Raw genomic sequence first — 20,721 nt, 5'->3', positions numbered from 1 at the left:
TCAAAATAGGGCGCTTCGCAATACGAGAAAACAAAATTCTACTGAAACGCTACCCGTTCCTTTTGGGTGCCCCGCCCCTTTTTCTCAAACTGCTTTTCATAAAGTTGTTGCAGTCTCGCCAGCGAATCACATTGTTCCGGCGCCTTGTCCTCGCGAATGCGTTTGATGCGCGCAAAACGCAGCGCGAGCTGGGAGCGGTATTGCGCGCTGCGTTGAATTTCGTTGTAAGCCACTTCTACCACAATCTGCGGGCGTACTTGCACCGTGAAATTCGTTTCGGAGGTTTTCAAACGCTGCAAACTCTCCGTCATCCATTGAAACTCCGCATCTGTTAAGCCTTTGAAGGTTTTGCCCACCACCATAAACTCTCCGCTTTCTTCGTCGCGCACCGCGAGATGATAATTTGACAGCCAGCCAGTGCGACGGCCATAGCCCCAATCTGCTGCGACGACCACGAGATCGAGCGTATCCGCCGGTTTGATCTTGAACCACTTCTTGCCGCGCGCGCCGGGTTGATAGAGACTCGTCAAGTCTTTTGCCATGAGTCCCTCGTGGCCGGATTGCATGGCTCTCTGCAGGAAAGTTTCGGCAGAAGTTTTATCGGAGGCCACGAGGCGATCGGCGAGCAGGCTTTGATCACAGATTTCTGCGAGCTTTTGCCAGCGTTCTTGATAAGGTTGATCGATGTAAGACTTACCATCAAGATAAAGCAGATCAAACAAATATAACTTCACCGGCACTTCTTTTTGTGTTTCTGCGATTTGGTGCACGCGGCGGAAGCGCCGCATCAATTCCTGAAACGGCAGCGGCTTGCCCGCGGCATTTACCGGCACAACTTCGCCTTCGACAATGAACGAATCAGCGGCAATTTTGGTTTGCGCCCATTCGACCAACTCCGGCAGGCTCGGCGTCACCTCGCTGAGCTGGCGGCTAAAAATTTTGACTTGTGCGGTGCTCCGATCGCAATGAATTTGTACGCGCGCGCCGTCATACTTGTACTCCAACGCCGTCTGTTCGCCATGTTCTTTGAAGACGTCCTCAAAATCTTCCGCCAGGCTGGCGAGCATTGGCTGAATGGGCCGAAACAATTGCAGTGAAACTTGCGCCAGGGCATTCTTGCCTTTTATCAATCCCAGTCGCGCGACTTCCGCAATATCGCCCAGCAACAAAGCTGCGCGCCGCACCAGGGCCAGGTCGGCATCAATCGCTTCGGCGATGCCCTGCTGCATCACGCCCTCGGCGACGCCGTGTTGCATCTCGCCAAAAATCATTTTCACGAGATACGTTTTCTCGTTCGCCGAAACGCGGCCAAGCAAATCTGCGAGCAATTCCTCCTTACGTTGGCGCGAGCCTTTGCCGGAAGCGCCGGCAATCCGGGAAAAATGCTGATGTACGTCGAGAATCGACAAAGACGGCGTTTTGCCCTTCGGAGTTTGTTCCTCGAGTTTCTGCAATGTGCGCCAACTCACTTTCAACGTGCGTTCATCCGTGGCGGAGAAAATCTTGCCCAGCAACAGCAGCACCGCCGGGCTGATTTCATTGGGTTGCAAATTTTTGAGAAAATCGCTGAGCAGCGCGCTTTTTTCTAATTTTTTTGTGGTAGCTTCGAGGTGCTGGCAGAGGGTGGCGAGGGAGGAGAATTGAGTGGGTGGCATGATGCTATGCAATTCAGTTGGGCCTTAGTAATTGCTCCACGGTCAGGCCGATATCTTTGGCAATTTGCCGAAGCAAGCTAGGCGAGATGTCTCGTCCAGGATGGAATGGCGCCGCTGTGCCCCGCCGATCCGGATGGCGAAATTGTTTGTGGGAACCGCGCTGCCGGACTTCAACAAAGCCTAAATGCTCAAGGAGGCGGCCACTTCTCGCGGTTTGAGAACTGGAGGTTTGTTCATGCTCAGGCAATTGCACTAGTTTGAATACCGACGAATTCGGATTCCATATTGGGTTCCCCGTCTTCAAGCAGCATTTCGACAACTTCATGCAGATTGCGTTTCAATTCGTCCAGGCTTTCGGCTTGCGAATACGCGCCCGGAAAACCGGGAATATAGCCGACATAAAGCCCGGTATCTGGACAGCGTTCCACGACTGCTGAGTATGTCTTCATGAGATCTCTCCGCTTCGTTTCAATGGCTGGCCTCCTACAATAGTAACACTTGAACATGCGCTAGACAACACAAAATTATCGTAACATCCCCGGGCAACAAAAGAGAAACGAATTTCCTTACCGAAATATCACGCTGAGGTATCGCGACAAGCCCTTTGGCCAGAGCCATACTTGCTTGTGCGGTGGTTTTTGGAGGCAGAGTGAAGCGATGAATGGGCCAAATGGATTTTCGGATCGCGCGAACAACCGAATCACTTCACCCTTACCACCACGATTGTCATGTCATCATGCCGCTCGGCGTTGCCCGTGAAGTTTTGCACTTTCTGCACCAGGGAGTTGATGATTTCAGCGGCAGAAAGAGTATCAGGCAGGCCGCGCAGCAGGCGCTCCAGACGCGGGTAATCGAACAATTCTTCTTTTGCATTCATGGCTTCCGGCAAACCGTCGGTGTAAAACACCAACACGTCGCCGGATTGCAGAGGCAGTTCGGTTTCCTGATAGTTGACTTCTTGTTGGATGCCGAGTGGGAAATGCGCGCCTTCGACTTTAAGATAGATGATTTCGCTTCCGCGGCGCAACAGCGGCCGGGTGAGCCCGGCATTGGCAAAACGCATGATTTTGGTGAAGGGATTGATGGTGGCGAACAACATCGCCGTGAAGGCATTGGCCGAGGTTTTCCAATACATGGCGCGATTAACGTTTTGCATGATGATATGCGGCGAGCGATTGTAGCCGATTTCGGCGCTCACCATGCCGCTCGTCATCACCGCCGTCATCGCGCCTTTCATGGCCTTGTCGCTGACATCCACCAGCATTAAGCCGAATTGATGCTTATCAAAATCCAGCCAGAAGTAATCAAAGAAATCGCCGCCCACGGCTTCCGCCGGCTGGCAAATGCCGGCAATGTCAAAGCCCTCGACTTGCGGCGCGGCAGTCGGCATCAGCCCCATTTGCATTTCATGCGCCGCTTTCAACTCGTTGACGATTCTTTCCTTTTCCCGGCGCGCATCCAATTTGCGGCGATAGCTGCCATAAGCCAGGCCGAGCACGGCCAGGCCCGCCAGCGAGAGAAACCACCAGGTTTTCCAAAACGGCGGGGTAACGATGATTTTGATGCTTGCGCCCTGCTCGTTCCATACGCCGTCGTGATTCGAGCCTTTGACGCGAAAGAGATATTCGCCGCCATCGAGGTTGGTGTAGCTGGCGTAGCGCCGTGTGCCGCAATAGATCCAATCTTCGTCAAAACCTTCGAGTTTGTAAGCATATTGATTTTTGCGGGGATTGGTGTAATCCAGCGCGGCAAAAGCAAACGAGAAAAAACTGTCGCGATACGTTAGTGTAATCTTATCGGAGGCGGAGATCGCTTTCTCCAGCGGCACGAGCCGGTCGAATTTTTCGAAAGCAGTCAAGACAATCGGCGGGGTATACGGATTGTCGCGCACGCGGCGCGGATAAAAGCGATTAAAACCGTTGATGCCGCCGAAGAACATTTCACCATCGTGGCTTTTGTAATAGGCGCCTTGATTGAATTCCTTGCTTTGCAAGCCGTCGTCAACATCGTAGTTGCGAAACATACCCGTTGCCGGATTGAATCTTTCGGCCTCGCTCAGGACAAGCTTTGACAAGCCGCTATTGGTGCTCAGCCAAAGATTGCCGTCATCGTCGCCGAGAATGCCGTAAATCACGTTGTTCGGCAAGCCGTCTTTTTCGGTGAAATGCGTGAACTCGCCGGTTGCGCGATTCAGGCGATTGAGGCCGCCGCCCCAGGTTCCCACCCAAAGCGAATGATTGATACTGTCGGGATCGGCGTAGATCGCAAACACACGGTTGTTGCTCAAGCCTTTGCGGCCAGCCGGTTTTTGCTGATAGCGCACGAAGCGCATCGAGGCGCCGTTGTTGGATAGCGCCGCATTGTCCAGCACGAGTTGATTCAAACCGGCATCGGTGCCAATCCACAAGCTGCGGCTGTTGCCATTGGCCTCAGGCTCAACATAAAGGGCATAAATGCGATCGTTGCTCAAACTGGTGGAATCCGCCGGATTGTGCCGGTAGCGTTGAAATCGCTCGGTCTGCGGATCGAAGCGATTAAGCCCGGCGCTGCCCGTGGCGATCCAGAGAAACGATTTCTCGCCATGGCGCGTTTCAGCGATGGCGCTTATGCCGTTCTCGCTCAAGCTGTTGGGATTCGCAGGCTCGCGCAAATAGCGCTTGAAACGTTTTTGCCCGGGCAGCATTTTATTCAGCCCGACGCCGGTGCCGACCCATAGCGCACCCCGGTGATCTTGATAAATCGCGGCAACGCCATCGCTGCTCAAGCTGGCCGGGTTTGCGGGATTGTGGCGATATGGAATGAACGCCTCGCGCGACGCATCATATTCGTAAAGCCCGCCGCCGCCGGTGCCAACCCACAAGGTGGTTTCATCGCCTTCGCGTGCTTCATGAATCGCCATCACCATGTTATGCCCCAGGCTTTTGGGATTCATGGGGTCATGGCGGATGTGCATGAATTTTTCTCTGGCCGGGCTGAATTTGTTGAGGCCGCCGCCATACGTGCCGATCCAGAGCGCGCCGGACTTGTCTTCATAAAGCGACCAAACATCATCGTTGCTTAAACTGCCGGAATTCGTTTCGTCGTGCTGATGATGAATGAAGCGCTGTGTCTGCGCCTCGAATTTCTCCAGCCCGCCGCTCGTGCCGATCCAAATCGTGCTGTCGCGCTGAGAAATCAGGATGGGCCGGACGGTGTTGTTGCTCAAGCTGGCGGGATTGTTCGGATCATGTAAATATCGTTTGAACGTCTGCGCGGCCGGATCAAAGCGATTGAAGCCGCCGCCAAATGTGCCAAGCCAGAGCACGCCGTTCGCATCTTCTGCGATCGACCAAACGCGATTGTCGCTCAAGCTTTGCGGGTTGTTCGGATCATGCTGGTAACGAGTAAACGAAACTTCGGCATTCTCCCCGTTGTTTTCAGTGCTCAGAACCAGCCGGTTAAGGCCGTTGAAGGTTCCAATCCAAAGCGTCGTCGTATTGTTTTGATAGGAAACATGAAGCGAGCGGACTTGATTGCTGCTCAAGCTGGCAAGGTTGGTGGCGTCGCGCTGATAGCGAGTAAAGCGCCCGGATTCGGGATCAAAACGATTAAGCCCGCCGCCTTGTGTGCCAATCCATAATGCGCTTGCCTCGCCGTCGCGAGTTTCACAAATTGCTGTGACGGTATTGTGGCTGAGGCTATGAGGATCATTGGGGTCGTGCAGATAGCGGGTGATTTTTTCGTAACGGGGATCGAAGCGGCACAACCCTTCCCGCGTGCCGATCCACAGCATGCCCGCGCTGTCTTCAAACAGCGCTTGAATGGTGTTGTCGGAAAGGGAGTGAGGATTTTGCAGATCGTGTTTGTAAACGACGAAATCGTAGCCGTCAAATTTGTTGAGGCCGTCATAGGTGCCGAACCACATGAAGCCTTGGTAATCTTGCAAAATGCATGTTACGACGCTTTGCGAGAGGCCCTGTTCGAGGGAAATATGTTCAAAAGTGATGGGATTGGGCTGGGCCGGCAAGCCGGTAACCAGCTTTAAAGAGATGACAAACGCTATGATGGTGGATTTCAAAGTCATGATTGGAGACGTCGGGCATTCTCAGGTGATAACCGATTTCTTTTGTAAGGTCAACTGGAATGCAAATGAATTTCAGAACACGTTTGTAACTTATGCTTACAACCTCCCCACGAACTCGTCGAACAAAAACCCCGTGTCCACCGGGCCGGGAGAAGCTTCGGGATGAAATTGCACGCCGCTGAAAGGCTTGCTGCGGTGGCGCACGCCCTCATTCGTGCCGTCATTCGCGTTGAAAAACCACGGCTCCCAATCTGAGGGCAGCGAGTCTTCATCAACAGCATAGCCATGATTCTGCGAGGTAATGAAACAGCGCTTGCTGCCCACCAAAACACAAGGTTGGTTTTGGCTGCGATGGCCGTATTTGAGCTTGAACGTATTGGCCCCGGCTGCCAGGCCTAAAATCTGGCTGCCCAGACAAACGCCAAAAATCGGAATGTCTTGCGTAAAAAGTTTGCGCACAGTGGCAATAGTGGTATCACACAGTTTGGGATCGCCCGGGCCGTTAGAGATCAGCACGCCGTCATATTTTTCTTTCTCCACTGGCCAGTCCCACGGCACGACGGTAACCGCAACGCCGCGCGCAACCAATGAACGAATGATGTTGTTCTTGCAGCCGCAATCGATCACCACCACGCGCTTTTTGCCGCTGCCGTAATTTACCGGCTTTGTCACACTCACCTGCGCCACGAGATTCTCGCGATTGGGGTCATGAAATTCCGCAATCTCATCTTCGTGAATGAGTTTGCCGAGCATGCAGCCGTGCGTGCGCAGTTTTTGCGTAAGCTGGCGCGTATCGACGCCCGCGATTGCCGGAACCCCATTTGCTTTCAACCAACTGTCCAATGAATTGCGCGCATTCCAGTGGCTGAACTCCGTCGAATATTCCGAAACAATCAATCCGGAAATTTGTATGCGGGTGGACTCAAAAGCCGAATCCAGCCCCATCTGCTCCGGCGATCCCGGAACGCCGTAATTGCCGATCAACGGATAAGTGAGCACGAGAATCTGGCCGCGATACGAGGGATCCGTAAAGCATTCCGGATAGCCCACCATGCCCGTATTGAACACCACTTCGCCGGCGATCGAGGCGGGCGCGCCGAATGCCGCGCCGGTAAAAACACTGCCGTCTGCAAGAAGAAGTTTTGCGATCATATCAAAATAGTGAATAGATGAACGGCGCCAATGCTGAGCCTTCAGTCAATACGATGATCAGGCTGAGCGCCAATAGGATGAACATAATCGGGGCCAGCCACCATTTTTTGCGCACGCGCATGAACTCCCAAAACTCAGCGAGGATGGAGAGTTTGCTCATGAGAACCTCCGCACAAGTGAATGGAGTGTTGGGTTGCAGGAGAATTGGATCGCGGAGCCGGTCAATAGCCGTCAATCCATTGCTCCCCAAACCCGTTTATCCATTTGATGAGACATTCACAGCCAAAAGGTAAACATAAACCAGCGGCGCAACGAGCATCTCGCTGTCGAATCGATCGAGAATGCCGCCATGCCCGGGAATGAGTTTCGACGAGTCCTTAATTCCGGCATCGCGCTTGAACAAAGATTCGACCAGATCGCTCAATTGCCCGGCGCTGCCGATGATTACGCCGATTATAAGCGCATCCTGCAACCCCAATCCTTTTACAAACGTTTGTTGACACACAACAGCCGAAAGAATGGCAAACACAAAACCGCCAACTGCGCCCTCAATGGTTTTCTTCGGGCTGACACGCGGGAATAGCTTGTGCTTGCCGAAATATAATCCCACAAAATAAGCCGCCGTATCGCAAATCCAAATGACAACAAAGATCATGATCACCCACGTGCCGGCTTGAACATATTCGCCGCCGATGACATGAGGCAGTTCGCGAATGAGCACGAGAAAAGACAGCAATCCCGCAACATACGCCACGCCGAACAACGTCACCGAGACGTTTAGCAGTGGACTGCCGCCGGATTCGGGTTTGGAAAACAGCTCGATCGTTACAACCGCCACAGTAAGCCCGCCGAGCAACAGCCACAACTTATCGCTGTAACCGGCATAAATCAAGGCCGGCGCTGCGATCCCGGCCAACACGCCAAGCCCGCGCCGGGGACGCGCATTTTTGTGCTTTGCCAGATCATAAAATTCAATCAGGCCGATGCCCACAATGATTTCGATGAATAACAGAAAGAAATGCTTGCCAAACCAAATGGCTGACAAGATCAAGGGAATGAAAATCAAGCCAACCGCAACGCGCTGCCCAAGATTGCGCCAATCCAATTCCTTCCTCCTTCACCGGAAAGCAATGCTGGAATAAGCTACCCGTTCAGTCGATTCCTGATCATTTACCTCCTCGTGTCGTTCATCTTTCTACTGCCTTGACAAGTTTGCCGCGCAAATCATTTATGCTGGCCAATTTTTTGGCCGCGAGGTAATGCTTTATTCCCTGCGCCACCTGCACCGCGGTGCGCGGATCGATGAAATTGGCGGTTCCGACTTGCACGGCGGTTGCGCCGGCGAGAAAAAATTCCACGGCGTCCTGCCAGGCGCGGATGCCGCCCATGCCGATCACCGGAATTGACACGGCATTCGCTGCTTCATATACTTTTGCCAGCGCAATCGGTTTAATAGCCGGACCGGAATAGCCGCCGACAATCGTGTTGATGCGCGGGCGCCAATTCTCAATGTCGATCGCCATGCCCGTGACCGTGTTGATCAATGAAATGGCGTCTGCGCCCGCGGCTTCTGCTGCTTTCGCAATTTCGCTCACGCGCGTGACGTTCGGTGTGAGTTTGGGAATCACGAGGCGCCGCGTGAGCCGGCGAATCGCGGCGGTCGAGTACTCTGTTACTCCCGCTTTCTGGCTGAACTCGAGTCCGCCCTCTTTCACGTTCGGACAGGAGAAATTCAACTCATAGCCGGCGATGCTTTCATGCTGTTCGAGCACAGCCACAACTTGTTCGTATTCTTCGAGCGTGCGCCCGGCAATATTCACAATTATGGCGCCGGCATGCGCACGCAAAAAAGGCAGTTTCTCCGCAACAAAATTTTGCACGCCGACGTTTTGCAGGCCAATCGAGTTGAGCAAACCGGCTTCGGTTTCACACAAGCGCGGCTGCGGATTGCCGAGCCGGGGCGTGATACCGATTGATTTTGTGACGATCGCGCCAATCTCTCGCAAGTCAACGAGATCAGCCGCTTCCTGGCCATAGCCAAAGGTTCCGGAGGCCACGAAAACGGGTGTGTGAAATTCTACCTGGCCGATTTTAATGCGCAACGGATTCATAGCGGATTTTATTGGATTCGAACACCGGACCGTCAATACACGCAAGCAAATATCTTCCGGCGTTTTGCACGCCTTCCGCCGGCTCGGTATTGCAGCCCATGCAAATTCCGAAGCCGCATCCCATAATGGTTTCGATCGCGACTTGCGCGACGACGTTGGCGCGCCGGCAAATTTCAGCAACCCGCTGCAACATTGGCATGGGACCACAAGCAAATATCCGGCGCGCCGGCGTTTCTTCGCTGCGCTGCAGCCAATTTTGCAACAAATCGGTAACAAAACCATGTTGCCCGGCGCTGCCATCATCGGTTGCACACGTGACGCGGCCACCGCAGGCGCTCAGTTCGTTTTCACCCCACAACTCAGCCTTTGTGCGCGCGCCGAGCAGCGCATCAAATGCAAAACCGCGTTGCTGCAAGAAAACCGCAAGCAGCGGCATGGGCGCGATGCCCAAGCCGCCCGCCACTAATGCCGGGCGCGCAACGTTCGTTGGAAGTTGATAACCGTTGCCAAGTGGGCCAATCACGCTCAACACCGCGCCGGGGTGATGCGACGCCAGTATGCGTGTGCCCTGGCCGACAATTTTCCAAAGAATGGCAATGCTGCCCTCAGCGCGATCAACCTGGCAAACACTGAAGGGCCGGCGTAGCAATGGTGAGATTGGGCCGGCAGATTGCGCCTGTACTTGAATATTGACAAACTGCCCGGGCAGCACGGCAGCAGCAATCTCCGGTGCGCGGAGTCGCATTAAAAAAATGCCCCGGGCGACTTCCTCTTGAGAAATCACGGGGCAAGCATAAATGCCTTTCGCAGAGGTTACCGTCATGCGCGCGCTTTTGAAAAAGATTCTTTGACCGCCAATTTATCTCGGCGGAGGCACATCATCGTCGTCATCATCTTGGCTAACATCGTCGACTTTTTCTGCATTATCCTGTTGTGCCGGCGGCTTTTCGTCTTGGACTCTTGTCTTTTCGATTGGCGCCGGCGCGTCTTGGCGATCCTGTTCAATGCGCGTGCGCAAATCCTCGCTGGCTTTTTGCTGCACGGAGCTACTGTCGGCTGCTGCCGCGGCGGTTTGCTTTTCGAAAGCCGAAACTTTCTTGCGCACTTTGTTTGAATAAGCAGAGGTGGGGAATTTTTCGAGCAATTGTTTATAGGCAGCGTAGGCCTGCGTATTGTCCGTCAGCTTATTTTCATAAATCCAGCCGATCGCAAACAATGATTTGGAGGCCATCTCGGGATCGTTTTGTGTTTGCGACAAATCTTGAAGCAAGCGAATCGCCTCTTGCGGATTTTCATTCGTCAACAACAAATCTTCCGCGCGCCGGAATTTTTCCGAGGCCGTGGCGGCTTGTGGCTCACCGGCATCGGTGAATCCCAGGCGTTTGCGCGCCTCGCGGCCGTGCCGGGTATTGCTATACTTGGTCGCGAGAAGCTGTAATAAACTATCGCGTTCCGCCGTGCTGGACGAGTCCTGCGACGGGCGCAAAAAAGCAAGTGCATACATCGCGGCAGGCGCGGCCTCGGTATCGCCGAAATCACGGATAACGTTTTGATACATGTAAATCGCCGAGTCCGGCTGTTCGAATTGATAGTAATACAACTCAGCCAAATTAATCCATTGATCGGCCAAATCATTTCTAAGTTTGGCGGGATCGTTCGAGAGATCCAGCTTTTTGGAAGGCAGGCGGCGGATCGAGGCGCGCGTGCTCTTGCCTTTTTGCTCCAGCGCGGCCGCAAGCTTGGCCTCGTCTCCCGGAGAGTTTTGCTGCATTTCCAGCAAGCTGATGGCGTTTTTCAGTTTTTGATAATCGTCAATGGCCTTGGCCCGACGTTGCGCTTCTTCGGCATACGCAGAGCGGTTGTTCTCGGAACGGACTTTGTCAAACGCCTCCTTGGCCTTGGCATAGTCATACTTCGTGCGTTGATACAAGTCGCCCATCACAAAAAACGCCGCCGCGGAGGCTTCCGTGCGTTTGTCGTTCGCATTGATCGCGGCAAACAAATCTTCCGCTTCTTCACGCTTGCCCTGCCGCAGCTTGCAATCTGCAATCTCGAATCTTACCCATGACAGATCTTTATGATTGCTGAACTCTTTTTGCATGCTGTTGAGCTTGATCAACGCCTTGTCATAACTGCTGTCGGCCTTGAGGGCGCGCGTGAACGACAGGCCGGCGTTGAATTTGATGTCGATCTCAACATCTTGTTTGCTGGCTTGATAGTATGCCTTCGCCGCCTCGTGATACTGTTTGAGCTTAAAGCGGCATTCACCCCAGCGCAGATAAGCTTCCGTGCGCAGCTTTTTGTCGGACATCTTTTTTGCCGCAGGTTCGAACAGGCGGGCGGCCGGATCGTATTGTTCCTGGCGGTAGTAGATTTCTGCGAGATAGTATTGCGCCTGATATAGAATATCCCCGCTTTTTTTGCGATTTTGCAGGTCTTTCAATACCGCTTCGGCGTTGGTAAAATCCTCCTGCTCGATGTAGGTTCGCGCTTTCCACAACAACGCCGCGGGCACCAGATCGCTTTTCGGAAAGATGGAGGTCAGCTCGTTGAATTTGCGCAAGGCTTGCGGGTATTCCTGCTTTTGAAAAAAACATTCGCCCAACATCAACAAGGTGTCGTCGACATACTTGGAATTGGGGTGGAGCTGCAGAATTTTCGAGCCTTTTTCGATGGTTTTGTCGAGCTTTTGAATTTCGGCAGAGGTGGGTTTGTCCGGCGCGGTGGTGGGCCGGCGCTTGCGCTCATCCAACGCTTCTTTATAAAGCTTTTTGGTGTTGTAGTAGGTATTAAAGTAAGCACAGCCCTGGAGGCTGATTATGAGAACGAAGGCGGTCAGCAAAACTGGGAACTTCATGATAAATGCCAGAACAGGTTTAAGGATTGTCATGACGATACGGAATGAATCTCTTTCGACATTAGGAAAAAGCCTGAACCAACCCGGGCAAAATCTCCCCGGCCCGGCCTTGCAAAAACCAATGCGCTTGCGGCGTCAAGGGCGTTTTTTCCGGGTTGATTTCAACGATCGCGGCGCCGGCGTCGCGTGCGAGGTGCGGCAAATGCGCCGCTGGATAAACGAGGGCCGACGTGCCGATGGAAAAGAAGATGTCACATTCTTCCGCTGCGCGAAAAGCCTGTTGCAGCGCGGCTCCGGGCAAACTCTCGCCGAACCACACCACGGCCGGCCGCCGCAAACCGCCGCAGGCGCAATAGGGCAAACCGTCGCGCCAGATTTCCGTTGCGCCCTCGGTTTGCGCGCCGCATTGCAAGCACCGGCTCTCAATCAAATTGCCGTGCAGTTCGATCACGCCGCGGGCGCCGGCTTGTTGATGATAGCGATCGACGCATTGGGTGACCAATGTCAGGTGTCCGGCCCGGCGCTGCATTTCCGCCAAGGCAGAATGCCCGGCATTGGGAAGATGTTGCTGCACCTGCGCGCGGCGATGGCGATACCATTCCCACACGAGTCGAGGGTCGCGCTCAAATGCTTCGGGTGTAGCCAAATCTTCGGCACGATAATTCCGCCACCAGCCGCCCGGCCCGCGAAAGGTAGGCAATCCGCTTTCCGCGGAGATGCCGGCTCCGGTTAAAATCGCAACACGAGACGCGCCGCGCAGGAGGGCAAGAAGTTTCGCGTCGAAATTATGCATACGCGCCGCAAAAGCATTTACTCCTGAAGACGGCTGCGAGTTTTTCCACCGAAGTAATCGGCGAGAATGAGATAAAAAGAATATCCGCTTCCTTGCCGCAATTCCTTCAAAGGCTGTCGCCGGTTATCACCTTCGCATGATCCAATAGCAACAACGCGACAATACCCACAATAAATCCCGCAAACAAAGCCGGCCATAACATAAGCGGGAGAAGATACAAAATCTCTAAACGTTGCACAATCAATATTCCTGCTAGGGTGATTTGCGCCAGGACGTGCGCAAGCGCGCCCAGCAAGCTGACGCCGATAATGCTGAAGGCGCGGCGACCGTGCTTTTGGGCAAGCGTCATGACCAAAACCGAGGCCAGACCGCCCGCCAATGACAGCCAGAAGCCAGGATTGAAAAACGTGCCGAGGATGAAGCTTCCCAGAATCACACGCAAGATCGTCACGGCCCATGCGCTTGTTGGGCCGAGCGCATACAAGGCGATAAGCGTCGCGATATTCGCCAGGCCCGGTTTGGCCCAGGGCAATGGCCGCGGCAGGGCAGACTCAAACAGAAACATCACCAGGCCGAAACCGGCGAGCAGCGCGGTACGCGTGATTTTTTGCGCGCGTGAATCAGTAGGTGATCGCATCGAGTTCGTTTTGTTGCGCGCCGGTAATCAACACCACGAGGCGATTGGGAACACATACCAGCATTTGTCCTGGCCGCGATACGAAACCCTGTTTCACACAAAATTGGTTGGGACACGCGCTCGACCGGACACGTATGCGTTGCGCCGCAACCTCCAGCGTGACTTCACCGCGCGCACCCTGGAAGGAAACGATTTGCGGCTGCTGCAAAGCAATTTCGCGAATGCGGATATTGGCGATGAGTACCTGAGCCAGGCGGGCTTGTCCATTTGCCGGGCCAAGGGAGGGAAGCCACATGCTTGCAGAAGCAAGCGCCACAAACACGCCGGCCACGGCGTAGTCGCCCCATTTGCTTTGCCGAAGGATGCGTTTGAGCGAGTGCGGCGGAAGCGCCGGGGTGTTGAACATGGCTGCGCGATCAGCAGGCAATTACTGCGTCATCAGCTTTTGGAGCGCTTCGAGTTTTTGGCGGGCTTGCTCGCGATATTGGAGCGACTGCGCATGTTCGGGATTAAATGCGAGAACGCGCTCCCATTCTTTGATGGCATTGTCATAATCTTCGTTGGCGTAATAGGTCAACCCGCGATTGAAATGCTGTTCAATCTTGAGGTGCAGTTGGCGCTGGGAATTGTCCAAATAGCGTTTCGCTTCCACATGATTGGGATCTTTCGCGAGCACGCGATCGAACAGCTCCATCGCTTGCGTAAACTGCCCGCGGTTGTAATAGCGCTCGCCCTGTTCATACAAATCCTTGAGATCGATCATCGACAGCGCCTGATTGCGCTTGCTTGCCGCCAGTTTGTTCGAAGGCTCGACTTCCAACACGCGCTCGAAGGCTTCCACGGCGCGCGACCAAAGCCGGGCGTCAAACAGCGACATGGCGTTGCGCATGTGGCTTTCGATGCGGCCGCGTTTTGCCTCCGCGATGCGCTGGCGGTAGTTGTTGGCCTCACGATGGCCGGGAGACATTTTCAAGATCGCTTGAAACTGTTCCTCCGCTGCCGCGAGATCGCCCCGTTGAAACGCGCGCTCGCCCGCTTGCATCTTGGTTGAAATGAACTCATCGATGCGGCCCTGCAGCGTTTTGATCTCTTGACGGGCGGCCTCATGGGTGGCATCGGAATCCAGAATTTGACGATATAGATTGTAGGCGCTGAGGTATTGCTGCTTTTGCTGCAAGCGCCGGGCTTGTGCAAACAGCCGGTCATTTTGTTTGATCTGCTGGGCGAGGCCGGCGCGCGCTTTCTCGAGGTTTTCGCGCGCTTCTGTGTAGTTTGGCGCAAGATTGATCGCTTCTTCGAAATCGGTGATGGCCTTGGGGTAATTTTTCTGGCTGTAATAACCCAGGCCGCGCAGAAAAATCTCCTCGGCTTGTTTGGCACGCACCTCCTTGAGTTGCGCAGTATAGTACGCGGCTTTGGGATAATCCGGACGCACCAGCAGGATGTTTTCAAAGGCCTTGTGCGCGACCTCAAAGTTGCCTTCTTCAAACGCCTGCACCCCGCGCGTATAAAGCTGATTGAGATAAATATCCAGGCGCGGCTGCAGCACCGCCAACCGGTCGCGCGCCTCGCGGTGGCCGCGATCCATTTTTAGGACTTGCAAATAGTTTAGCGCCGCGCTCAAGTATCTGTGCCGCAACTCGAAGGCGCGCGCTTCATCCAATAATAACCGAATCTGCCGGTCTTCGGAAGCAACCTTGATGGCGAGCGCCTGCAACAGTTGCCCCGCCTTTTCCATCTCCGGCTCATAGGCGCGATAATGACGCAGTTCACGCAGCGCAGCGCGGTAGTTTTGCATTTCCGCCATTTTGTTGCCGGCTTCATAATGATTGCGGGCGCGTTCCAGCGGGCTGGCGCCGAGACGCAAACTCAAACCGCCGCGAACGCTTTTGTCGAGAAAGGTATACGCCAAGTCGAAAGCATAACGATCGCTTAAAAATGCTCCGCCAAGCGCGCTGCGCTTGCTGTTGAAATCCGTGATGGAGGAATACAGCGCAAAACGCGGGACAATCGGCACGGCCATCCCCAGGCGCGCAAACGGATCGTCGTCGCGCCATTCAAGTGAAGCAAACAACGAGGGCGCCCGATTGCCCAGGCGCAACGCCATACTGCTCTTGTAGTAAGTTTGCAGATGCTTGCCGCCGAGAGCCACGTCACTTGCCTGGAGTGAGAAGGCAAAACGGTAAGGCGAGAGCGGCGAATTAAAAAAATCATAATCGGCAAATTCTTCGGACACAGCAATGCGGCCGCCAAACGGATGCAAAATCAAACCGAACGAGGCGGTGGTAAAGCTTTCCGTACTCTCGCCGTGATCCGCACGATTCCAATGCGCGGACAGGCCTGCCGACAAAAACGGTGAGAGGGCTTTGCCCCAACCCAGGCTCAGGCGGTCAAGCTCGTGCTGGCCGTCGAAAAGCTGCAGCACATTCACGCCGACGCCGCCGTATTGCGGCCAAAAACCGGCAAGGCCTGCATGCGTCAAATCGAATGCATCATCGATACTCAGGGCAAACTGCACATCGCGCAGAGCTGCGAGCAACGCCGGATTCCACGCGGCTGCGAGCGGATCGGGCGAGGCAATAAGATGGGCGCCGCCCAGGCCGAGCGCGCGCGCCGAGCGCCCGTCCCGGTTGAACAATGTTTGGGCGGTCAGCGTCTGAACGACGAGCAGCAACGCGAGTATCGTGGCTGTCTTAATTTTGAAAAGGCAACAATTACGCATGGCAATACCATTCTCCCCGCGACGTTAAAATCGCTCGAATACAAAGCGTGAGCACAGACGTTTCCTCTGGAACTACATTTATCCTACAAAACGGAAGATTTCGTTGTAGGTGTGATGCCGCTCAAGCCGTGTGATCGATCTCGTAGCCGATTTCGCTGATTTCTACCGGCTTGCTGCGACCTTTTACCACGATGGCGTCGAGCCGGTTGACGACGTAAGCGCCGTTCAGGCTGCGGGCGATATTATACTCCGCAATGATTTGGCCGCTGCGCGCGAGATTGCACAGGCGATTGGCGATATTGACCACATCGCCGATCACCGTATAATCCATACGATTCTTCGAACCCATGTTGCCCATCACGGCAAGGCCGTTATTGATGCCAATGCCCAGCTCGAACGTAATTTCTCCGCCGGCGCGGCGCTGGCGGTTCAATTCTTTGACCGCGCGTTGAATTTCCGTGGCCGCGCGCACCGCTTCTTCCACCATGGCTGGGCCTTGAAAAACCGCCATGATCTGATCACCCATAAACTTGTCCACCACGCCGCCATTCGCTTCGATAATGCGGGTTTGCAAATCAAAATAGATGTTGATCAGCCGGACGATTTGCTCCGGTTCGGAATCTTCGGCAATAGCAGAGAAATTGCGGATATCCGAAAACAGAATCGTAACGTCGCGACGCTCGCCGGCATAAGGTTCGACGCGATGCCCGCCGCGCTGGTGAATCATTTGCACGGTAAGTTTCGACAGGAATTTTTGCATCTGCAATTTTTCGCGCAGATGGACGATCATGTTGTTGAATTCGCGCGCGAGCTGGCCCAGTTCGTCGCTGCTGCGCGGCTGCACGCTGACGTCGAGATTGCCGTTGCCGATTTCGCGCGCGGCGTGCGACAGCGCATGAATCTCGTCCACCATTTTCTGCGCGAAAAAATAAATCACCCACACCGAGATGATGATCACCAGAGCCGCCATTGCCAGAATGCGGCGCTGCGTGCTGACGATCGGCTCGGTCAGTATTTGCTTCGAAAAGCCCACACAACCAACGCCCAGCAACGGCTTGCGCCCGCCGCCGGCATCCATGCGCGCCATGATGGGATAATAAAATTCATAGTAAAATTCATCTTCGCGCAATGAAATGGTTTCCTGCTGGGACAGGGCTTCGAGCGTTGCCGGGCTGAGCGCGCGTTTTGTTTTGATGGTATCGGAGGTCGCAATCATCGCGCCGGTGCGGTCAAAGATCAGAATATACTGCAAACCCTTGACTCCCATTTGCCGGGTGCGCGCGACTTCGAGTTGAACTTCCGCGGGATTGTTGAGCAGCAGGCTGCTGTAAATGCTCTGGCTTAACTTTTTTAACAAGTAGGTGCAGGTTTCCATGGTCGCGTTATCCAACACGCGATGCTGGATCGGCAAGATCAGCGCACTAAAAAAAACGATCACCATCACAACGATGATGGCGATGTTGATGCTGAGCTTGTACTTGATCTCAAGTCCGCTAAAAAATTGCAGCGCCCGTTTAAAAGGGCGCTGCAGCCAGTTTTGCGGTTTTTCAACCACCGGCAACGCAACTCTCCTTCCGTTCGGCAACCCACGCCGGTGCATGGTTTGCGGTGACAGCGTGTTCGCGCCTGCGCGCGGAGGCCGCGCCGGCGCCAAAAAACAACTGAAATGACAAATGCCCAAATCGCTTCGGGCGGAGATAAGAGCGCCTCATCTTCGTAACAGCAAGCGTGCGGCATAAAACCGCGCCGTGTCGGGTGAGCACGAAGTAGCAGTTCAGGCGTGGCAGATGACAACGAGGTTGATGGATAAACACGCGCGGGTTGAACGGCGGTGAAAACTTTTCAGCATCTCTCCCTCGACACAGATTTTCCCGCACGCGCTTTTGCCTGAATTTCGCCTTTGACACGGCTGCAATCCCGAGGTTGAGTGTCAGGATCATTCCAAAAAAAACTTAGGGGCAACGCGACCGGGTCGAATTCCCCCTAAATTTCGCAGCAACAATATTATTGAGTTGGCGAAGAGGCGAACGATTATTGCAATTCAAAATTGTTGCGGCAAAGTAACCAAATCCCTCTAAAGAGTCAAGCGTGAATTCATGCCGTGTTGCGGCATTGTGACAGTTTTGCCGTTTGCAGAGACCGCGGAAATGGCGCCTGGCCGCGCATTGCCGAGGCCCGGCGCGTGCCGGGCAATTTTTATTGTTGCTCACAAGCACGCTGCTCTCTATATTCCGCACTCAGACAAATGAGGTGACATGAACAGCTTAACACCAGCACAAGCGCAGGCGCGTTTGGCTGCCATGCAAGGCAAGCGCATCGCCGTTGTCGGCGATTTCATGGTGGATCGCTATCTCTGGGGGCATGTGACGCGCATTTCACCCGAAGCGCCCGTGCCGATTGTTGAAATTGAAAGCGAAACCCACCAGCTTGGCGGCGCGGCCAATGTCGCGAATAACCTCGCCTCATTGGGCGCGGTGCCCTGTCCGGTTGGCGTCTTTGGCGAAGACAGCTCCGGAGAGCGCTTGCTCGACTTGATGCGGGAGTCGGGTTTCGAAGCCGGCGGCATGCTGGCTGACCGCAGCCGGCCGACGACAACGAAAACTCGTATTATTGCGCATCACCAGCACGTGGTGCGTACCGATCGCGAATCACGCGCGAATATCGATGCCGGCATGCAGGAAAAACTTTTTGCCTATTTGCGCGATTTGATGCCCGGCCTGCACGGCATCATCATCGAAGATTACAATAAAGGCGTGATCGCGCAACCGTTGCTCTCGCGTCTCATTGAGCTGGCCAATCAACACCACTGCCTCATCACGGTTGATCCCAAATTCAATCATTTTTTTGATTATCGCCGGGTGACCCTGTTCAAGCCGAACCGCAAAGAGGCGGAAGAAGTGCTGGCAGCCAAACTGCGCACCGACGAGGAGTTGCAGAAAGCCGGTGAGTTGCTGCTGCGCCGCCTCGAGTGTAAAAATGTCCTGATCACACTCGGCGCCGAAGGCATGGCCTTGTTCCGGCCGGGCATGGGCATGCACCGCATTCCGACGCGCGCGCGGCGGGTGCATGACGTCTCGGGCGCCGGTGATACCGTGATTGCGACGCTCACCCTGGCGATGGCCGCCGGTGCCGAAGTGTTGGAGGCCGCCACCCTGGCGAATTATGCTGCCGGCGTCGTCATCGGTGAAGTGGGCGCCGTGCCAATTGACAAGCAGAAACTCATGAACACGATTGCCGAGCATATGCAATGGGAAGACTCGTCACGCTAAACGAATTGTTGCACCTGCGCGAAACCTGGCGCTGCGCCGGCCAGCGGCTGGTATTTACCAACGGCTGCTTTGACATTCTGCATCGCGGCCACGTGGAATACTTGCAGCAGGCGCGCACACACGGAGATATTTTAGTGGTGGGATTGAATTCGGATGAAGCCGTTGCGCGTTTGAAGGGCGAGGGCCGCCCGATTGTGCCGCAGGAAGATCGCGCCGTCATTTTGGCGGCATTGGCCTGTGTTGATTATGTCGTCTATTTTGCGCAAGACACGCCGGACGAATTGATTCGCGCGCTGGCGCCGGAGGTGTTGGTGAAGGGGGCCGATTATCAGGTCAATGAAATTGTGGGACACGACGTGGTGCAGGCGGCCGGCGGGCAGGTTGTGCGCATTCCTTTGACGCCAGGCCGCGCAACACGCGATATTATTGCCACGATTTTGGCGAGATTTGGAAGATCGCGTTGATATGATTGGGGTAGGAGAATTATCAGAGTTGCACAAAGGGCTATCGGCTAGGCCATTGTACACTAAAAATATATCTACACGTGAACGTCATTCTCTGAAAGAATTTTGCAAAAACTCGCGCTTGGCCGGGCGCGCAGCGCGAAGGCCAAATCGAGTGCATGCGGTTGTTGGTTAGCGCTCCCATGTAACCAAAACATCTGCCACCGCGGGATGAACATTCGCCTGCAAGTATGAGACAAGTTGTTCGTCCGAGAGACTTGCCTTTGATTGCACAATTGCGTTGAACAAGCGGCGCAATGCCTCTGTTCCAACGGTGTCATAAATACGCTGCGCAGCAATATGCAGCCGGCTGAGATACCAGACAAAATTCGGGGGTTCCATGCCAGCGTACAATTGCTCGAAATCATGTAGAGAGCGATATGTCAGATGGTCGTTGCCCAGAGCGACAATCATCTGTGGAAACGCCGCAAGCTTGGAAAACTGCTCGGGCTCTTCAGTAGCTGTGTAGGCGTGAAGCGCAAGATTGCAGAATAGTTCCACCAGCCATCGGCGTGGCAGATGGAAATCGAATTGTTGTGCCGTCTGATCAATAAAAAGATGACCCACTTCATGGACAGGAAGCAAGTCCATATACCCTGCAACATCTATTGAACCATCGGCCTGTCCATAAGTAGCTTGTATGGCTTGGGCGTGGGAAGGCGGTAACATGTCCAGCGGTGGCACGATCATTTTCCAGAGTTCAGCATTCTGGCCTGCAACGACGACGGTTTGCTCGTCAATTGTCTGCGGCACCCCGAACATGGACGATCCCGTGTATTTCTGCCAATCTTTCGGCGCGAGGATGAGCAGTTGCGCCTTTGGCTTACTTTCGAGAGTTGCAGAAAGGAAAGCGTAAGCCTTTTGACAACGCGCGGCAAGTTGATGTGCTCGTGGTTCTACCCCTTCGCTTACACGCACGGAAAAAGAGTATTCGCTGAGTTCAACAAGATCAAGATAAT

Annotated in this window: 15 protein-coding genes and 1 pseudogene; 2 read left to right on the top strand and 14 right to left on the bottom strand. The window is 54.4% G+C overall.

Going from position 1 to position 20,721, the window contains the following annotated elements; genetic code table 11:
• Nucleotides 1-38: 38 nt before the first annotated feature.
• The 14 genes and pseudogenes from FBQ85_04280 to FBQ85_04215 all read right to left on the bottom strand — a co-directional run bounded on the left by FBQ85_04280 (nt 39) and on the right by FBQ85_04215 (nt 17,671).
• Nucleotides 39-1,655 carry an ATP-dependent DNA ligase gene (locus FBQ85_04280; GenBank protein ID MDL1874373.1) on the bottom strand — a complete coding sequence of 539 codons (1,617 nt, stop codon included), beginning with the start codon at nt 1,653-1,655 and terminating at the stop codon, nt 39-41.
• Between the two features lie 13 nt (nt 1,656-1,668).
• Nucleotides 1,669-1,892: pseudogene (locus FBQ85_04275) on the bottom strand (type II toxin-antitoxin system HicA family toxin).
• Between the two features lie 2 nt (nt 1,893-1,894).
• Nucleotides 1,895-2,104: a type II toxin-antitoxin system HicB family antitoxin gene (locus FBQ85_04270; protein MDL1874372.1), complete on the bottom strand. Its 210-nt coding sequence runs from the start codon at nt 2,102-2,104 to the stop codon at nt 1,895-1,897.
• A gap of 251 nt (nt 2,105-2,355) precedes the next feature.
• Nucleotides 2,356-5,718, bottom strand: coding sequence for a histidine kinase (locus tag FBQ85_04265; protein MDL1874371.1), 3,363 nt, complete (start codon nt 5,716-5,718; stop codon nt 2,356-2,358).
• Between the two features lie 96 nt (nt 5,719-5,814).
• Entirely contained in the window at nt 5,815-6,870 is a 1,056-nt protein-coding gene (carA, locus tag FBQ85_04260) for a glutamine-hydrolyzing carbamoyl-phosphate synthase small subunit (protein ID MDL1874370.1), read from the bottom strand.
• 256 nt (nt 6,871-7,126) lie between these two features.
• Nucleotides 7,127-7,975, bottom strand: a complete 849-nt coding sequence (locus FBQ85_04255; GenBank protein ID MDL1874369.1) for a phosphatidate cytidylyltransferase — start codon at nt 7,973-7,975, stop codon at nt 7,127-7,129.
• Nucleotides 7,976-8,057: 82 nt separating this feature from the next.
• Nucleotides 8,058-8,981 (bottom strand): dihydroorotate dehydrogenase, encoded by a 924-nt coding sequence (locus FBQ85_04250; GenBank protein MDL1874368.1) that lies wholly within the window; start codon nt 8,979-8,981, stop codon nt 8,058-8,060.
• The gene (locus FBQ85_04245; GenBank protein ID MDL1874367.1) at nt 8,962-9,804 is read right to left on the bottom strand and encodes a dihydroorotate dehydrogenase electron transfer subunit; all 843 of its coding nucleotides are present in this window, start codon (nt 9,802-9,804) and stop codon (nt 8,962-8,964) included. Before FBQ85_04245 ends, FBQ85_04250 begins: the two co-directional genes overlap by 20 nt.
• A gap of 36 nt (nt 9,805-9,840) precedes the next feature.
• Entirely contained in the window at nt 9,841-11,871 is a 2,031-nt protein-coding gene (locus tag FBQ85_04240; GenBank protein ID MDL1874366.1) for a tetratricopeptide repeat protein, read from the bottom strand.
• Nucleotides 11,872-11,899: 28 nt separating this feature from the next.
• Nucleotides 11,900-12,631, bottom strand: a complete 732-nt coding sequence (locus FBQ85_04235; protein ID MDL1874365.1) for an NAD-dependent deacylase — start codon at nt 12,629-12,631, stop codon at nt 11,900-11,902.
• A gap of 106 nt (nt 12,632-12,737) precedes the next feature.
• Entirely contained in the window at nt 12,738-13,268 is a 531-nt protein-coding gene (locus FBQ85_04230) for a Gx transporter family protein (protein ID MDL1874364.1), read from the bottom strand.
• Nucleotides 13,252-13,695, bottom strand: coding sequence for a NusG domain II-containing protein (locus FBQ85_04225; protein MDL1874363.1), 444 nt, complete (start codon nt 13,693-13,695; stop codon nt 13,252-13,254). The genes FBQ85_04230 and FBQ85_04225 overlap by 17 nt, the downstream gene beginning before the upstream one ends.
• Complete coding sequence (locus FBQ85_04220; GenBank protein ID MDL1874362.1) at nt 13,696-15,990, bottom strand: tetratricopeptide repeat protein; 2,295 nt, start codon at nt 15,988-15,990, stop codon at nt 13,696-13,698.
• Between the two features lie 121 nt (nt 15,991-16,111).
• A complete protein-coding gene (locus FBQ85_04215; GenBank protein ID MDL1874361.1) occupies nt 16,112-17,671 on the bottom strand; it encodes an adenylate/guanylate cyclase domain-containing protein in 1,560 nt (519 codons plus the stop codon).
• A 574-nt stretch (nt 17,672-18,245) separates the two neighbouring features.
• Here FBQ85_04215 and rfaE1 point away from each other — a divergent pair.
• Both rfaE1 and rfaE2 read left to right on the top strand, forming a co-directional pair.
• A complete protein-coding gene (gene rfaE1, locus FBQ85_04210; protein MDL1874360.1) occupies nt 18,246-19,259 on the top strand; it encodes a D-glycero-beta-D-manno-heptose-7-phosphate kinase in 1,014 nt (337 codons plus the stop codon).
• Nucleotides 19,238-19,723, top strand: a complete 486-nt coding sequence (gene rfaE2 / locus FBQ85_04205; GenBank protein ID MDL1874359.1) for a D-glycero-beta-D-manno-heptose 1-phosphate adenylyltransferase — start codon at nt 19,238-19,240, stop codon at nt 19,721-19,723. The genes rfaE1 and rfaE2 overlap by 22 nt, the downstream gene beginning before the upstream one ends.
• Nucleotides 19,724-20,721: the final 998 nt, after the last annotated feature.

The sequence above is a fragment of the Cytophagia bacterium CHB2 genome (assembly GCA_030263535.1).
Classification (GTDB): domain Bacteria; phylum Zhuqueibacterota; class Zhuqueibacteria; order Zhuqueibacterales; family Zhuqueibacteraceae; genus Coneutiohabitans.
This window is presented reverse-complemented; position numbering and strand designations above follow the sequence as displayed.

Coding starts and splice junctions, on each gene's coding strand:
- FBQ85_04280 (MDL1874373.1), bottom strand. CDS start 1,655: ATGCCACCCACTCAATTCTCCTCCCTCGCCACCCTCTGCCAGCACCTC.
- FBQ85_04270 (MDL1874372.1), bottom strand. CDS start 2,104: ATGAAGACATACTCAGCAGTCGTGGAACGCTGTCCAGATACCGGGCTT.
- FBQ85_04265 (MDL1874371.1), bottom strand. CDS start 5,718: ATGACTTTGAAATCCACCATCATAGCGTTTGTCATCTCTTTAAAGCTG.
- carA (MDL1874370.1), bottom strand. CDS start 6,870: ATGATCGCAAAACTTCTTCTTGCAGACGGCAGTGTTTTTACCGGCGCG.
- FBQ85_04250 (MDL1874368.1), bottom strand. CDS start 8,981: ATGAATCCGTTGCGCATTAAAATCGGCCAGGTAGAATTTCACACACCC.
- FBQ85_04245 (MDL1874367.1), bottom strand. CDS start 9,804: ATGACGGTAACCTCTGCGAAAGGCATTTATGCTTGCCCCGTGATTTCT.
- FBQ85_04240 (MDL1874366.1), bottom strand. CDS start 11,871: ATGACAATCCTTAAACCTGTTCTGGCATTTATCATGAAGTTCCCAGTT.
- FBQ85_04235 (MDL1874365.1), bottom strand. CDS start 12,631: ATGCATAATTTCGACGCGAAACTTCTTGCCCTCCTGCGCGGCGCGTCT.
- FBQ85_04230 (MDL1874364.1), bottom strand. CDS start 13,268: ATGCGATCACCTACTGATTCACGCGCGCAAAAAATCACGCGTACCGCG.
- FBQ85_04220 (MDL1874362.1), bottom strand. CDS start 15,990: ATGCGTAATTGTTGCCTTTTCAAAATTAAGACAGCCACGATACTCGCG.
- rfaE1 (MDL1874360.1), top strand. CDS start 18,246: ATGAACAGCTTAACACCAGCACAAGCGCAGGCGCGTTTGGCTGCCATG.
- rfaE2 (MDL1874359.1), top strand. CDS start 19,238: ATGGGAAGACTCGTCACGCTAAACGAATTGTTGCACCTGCGCGAAACC.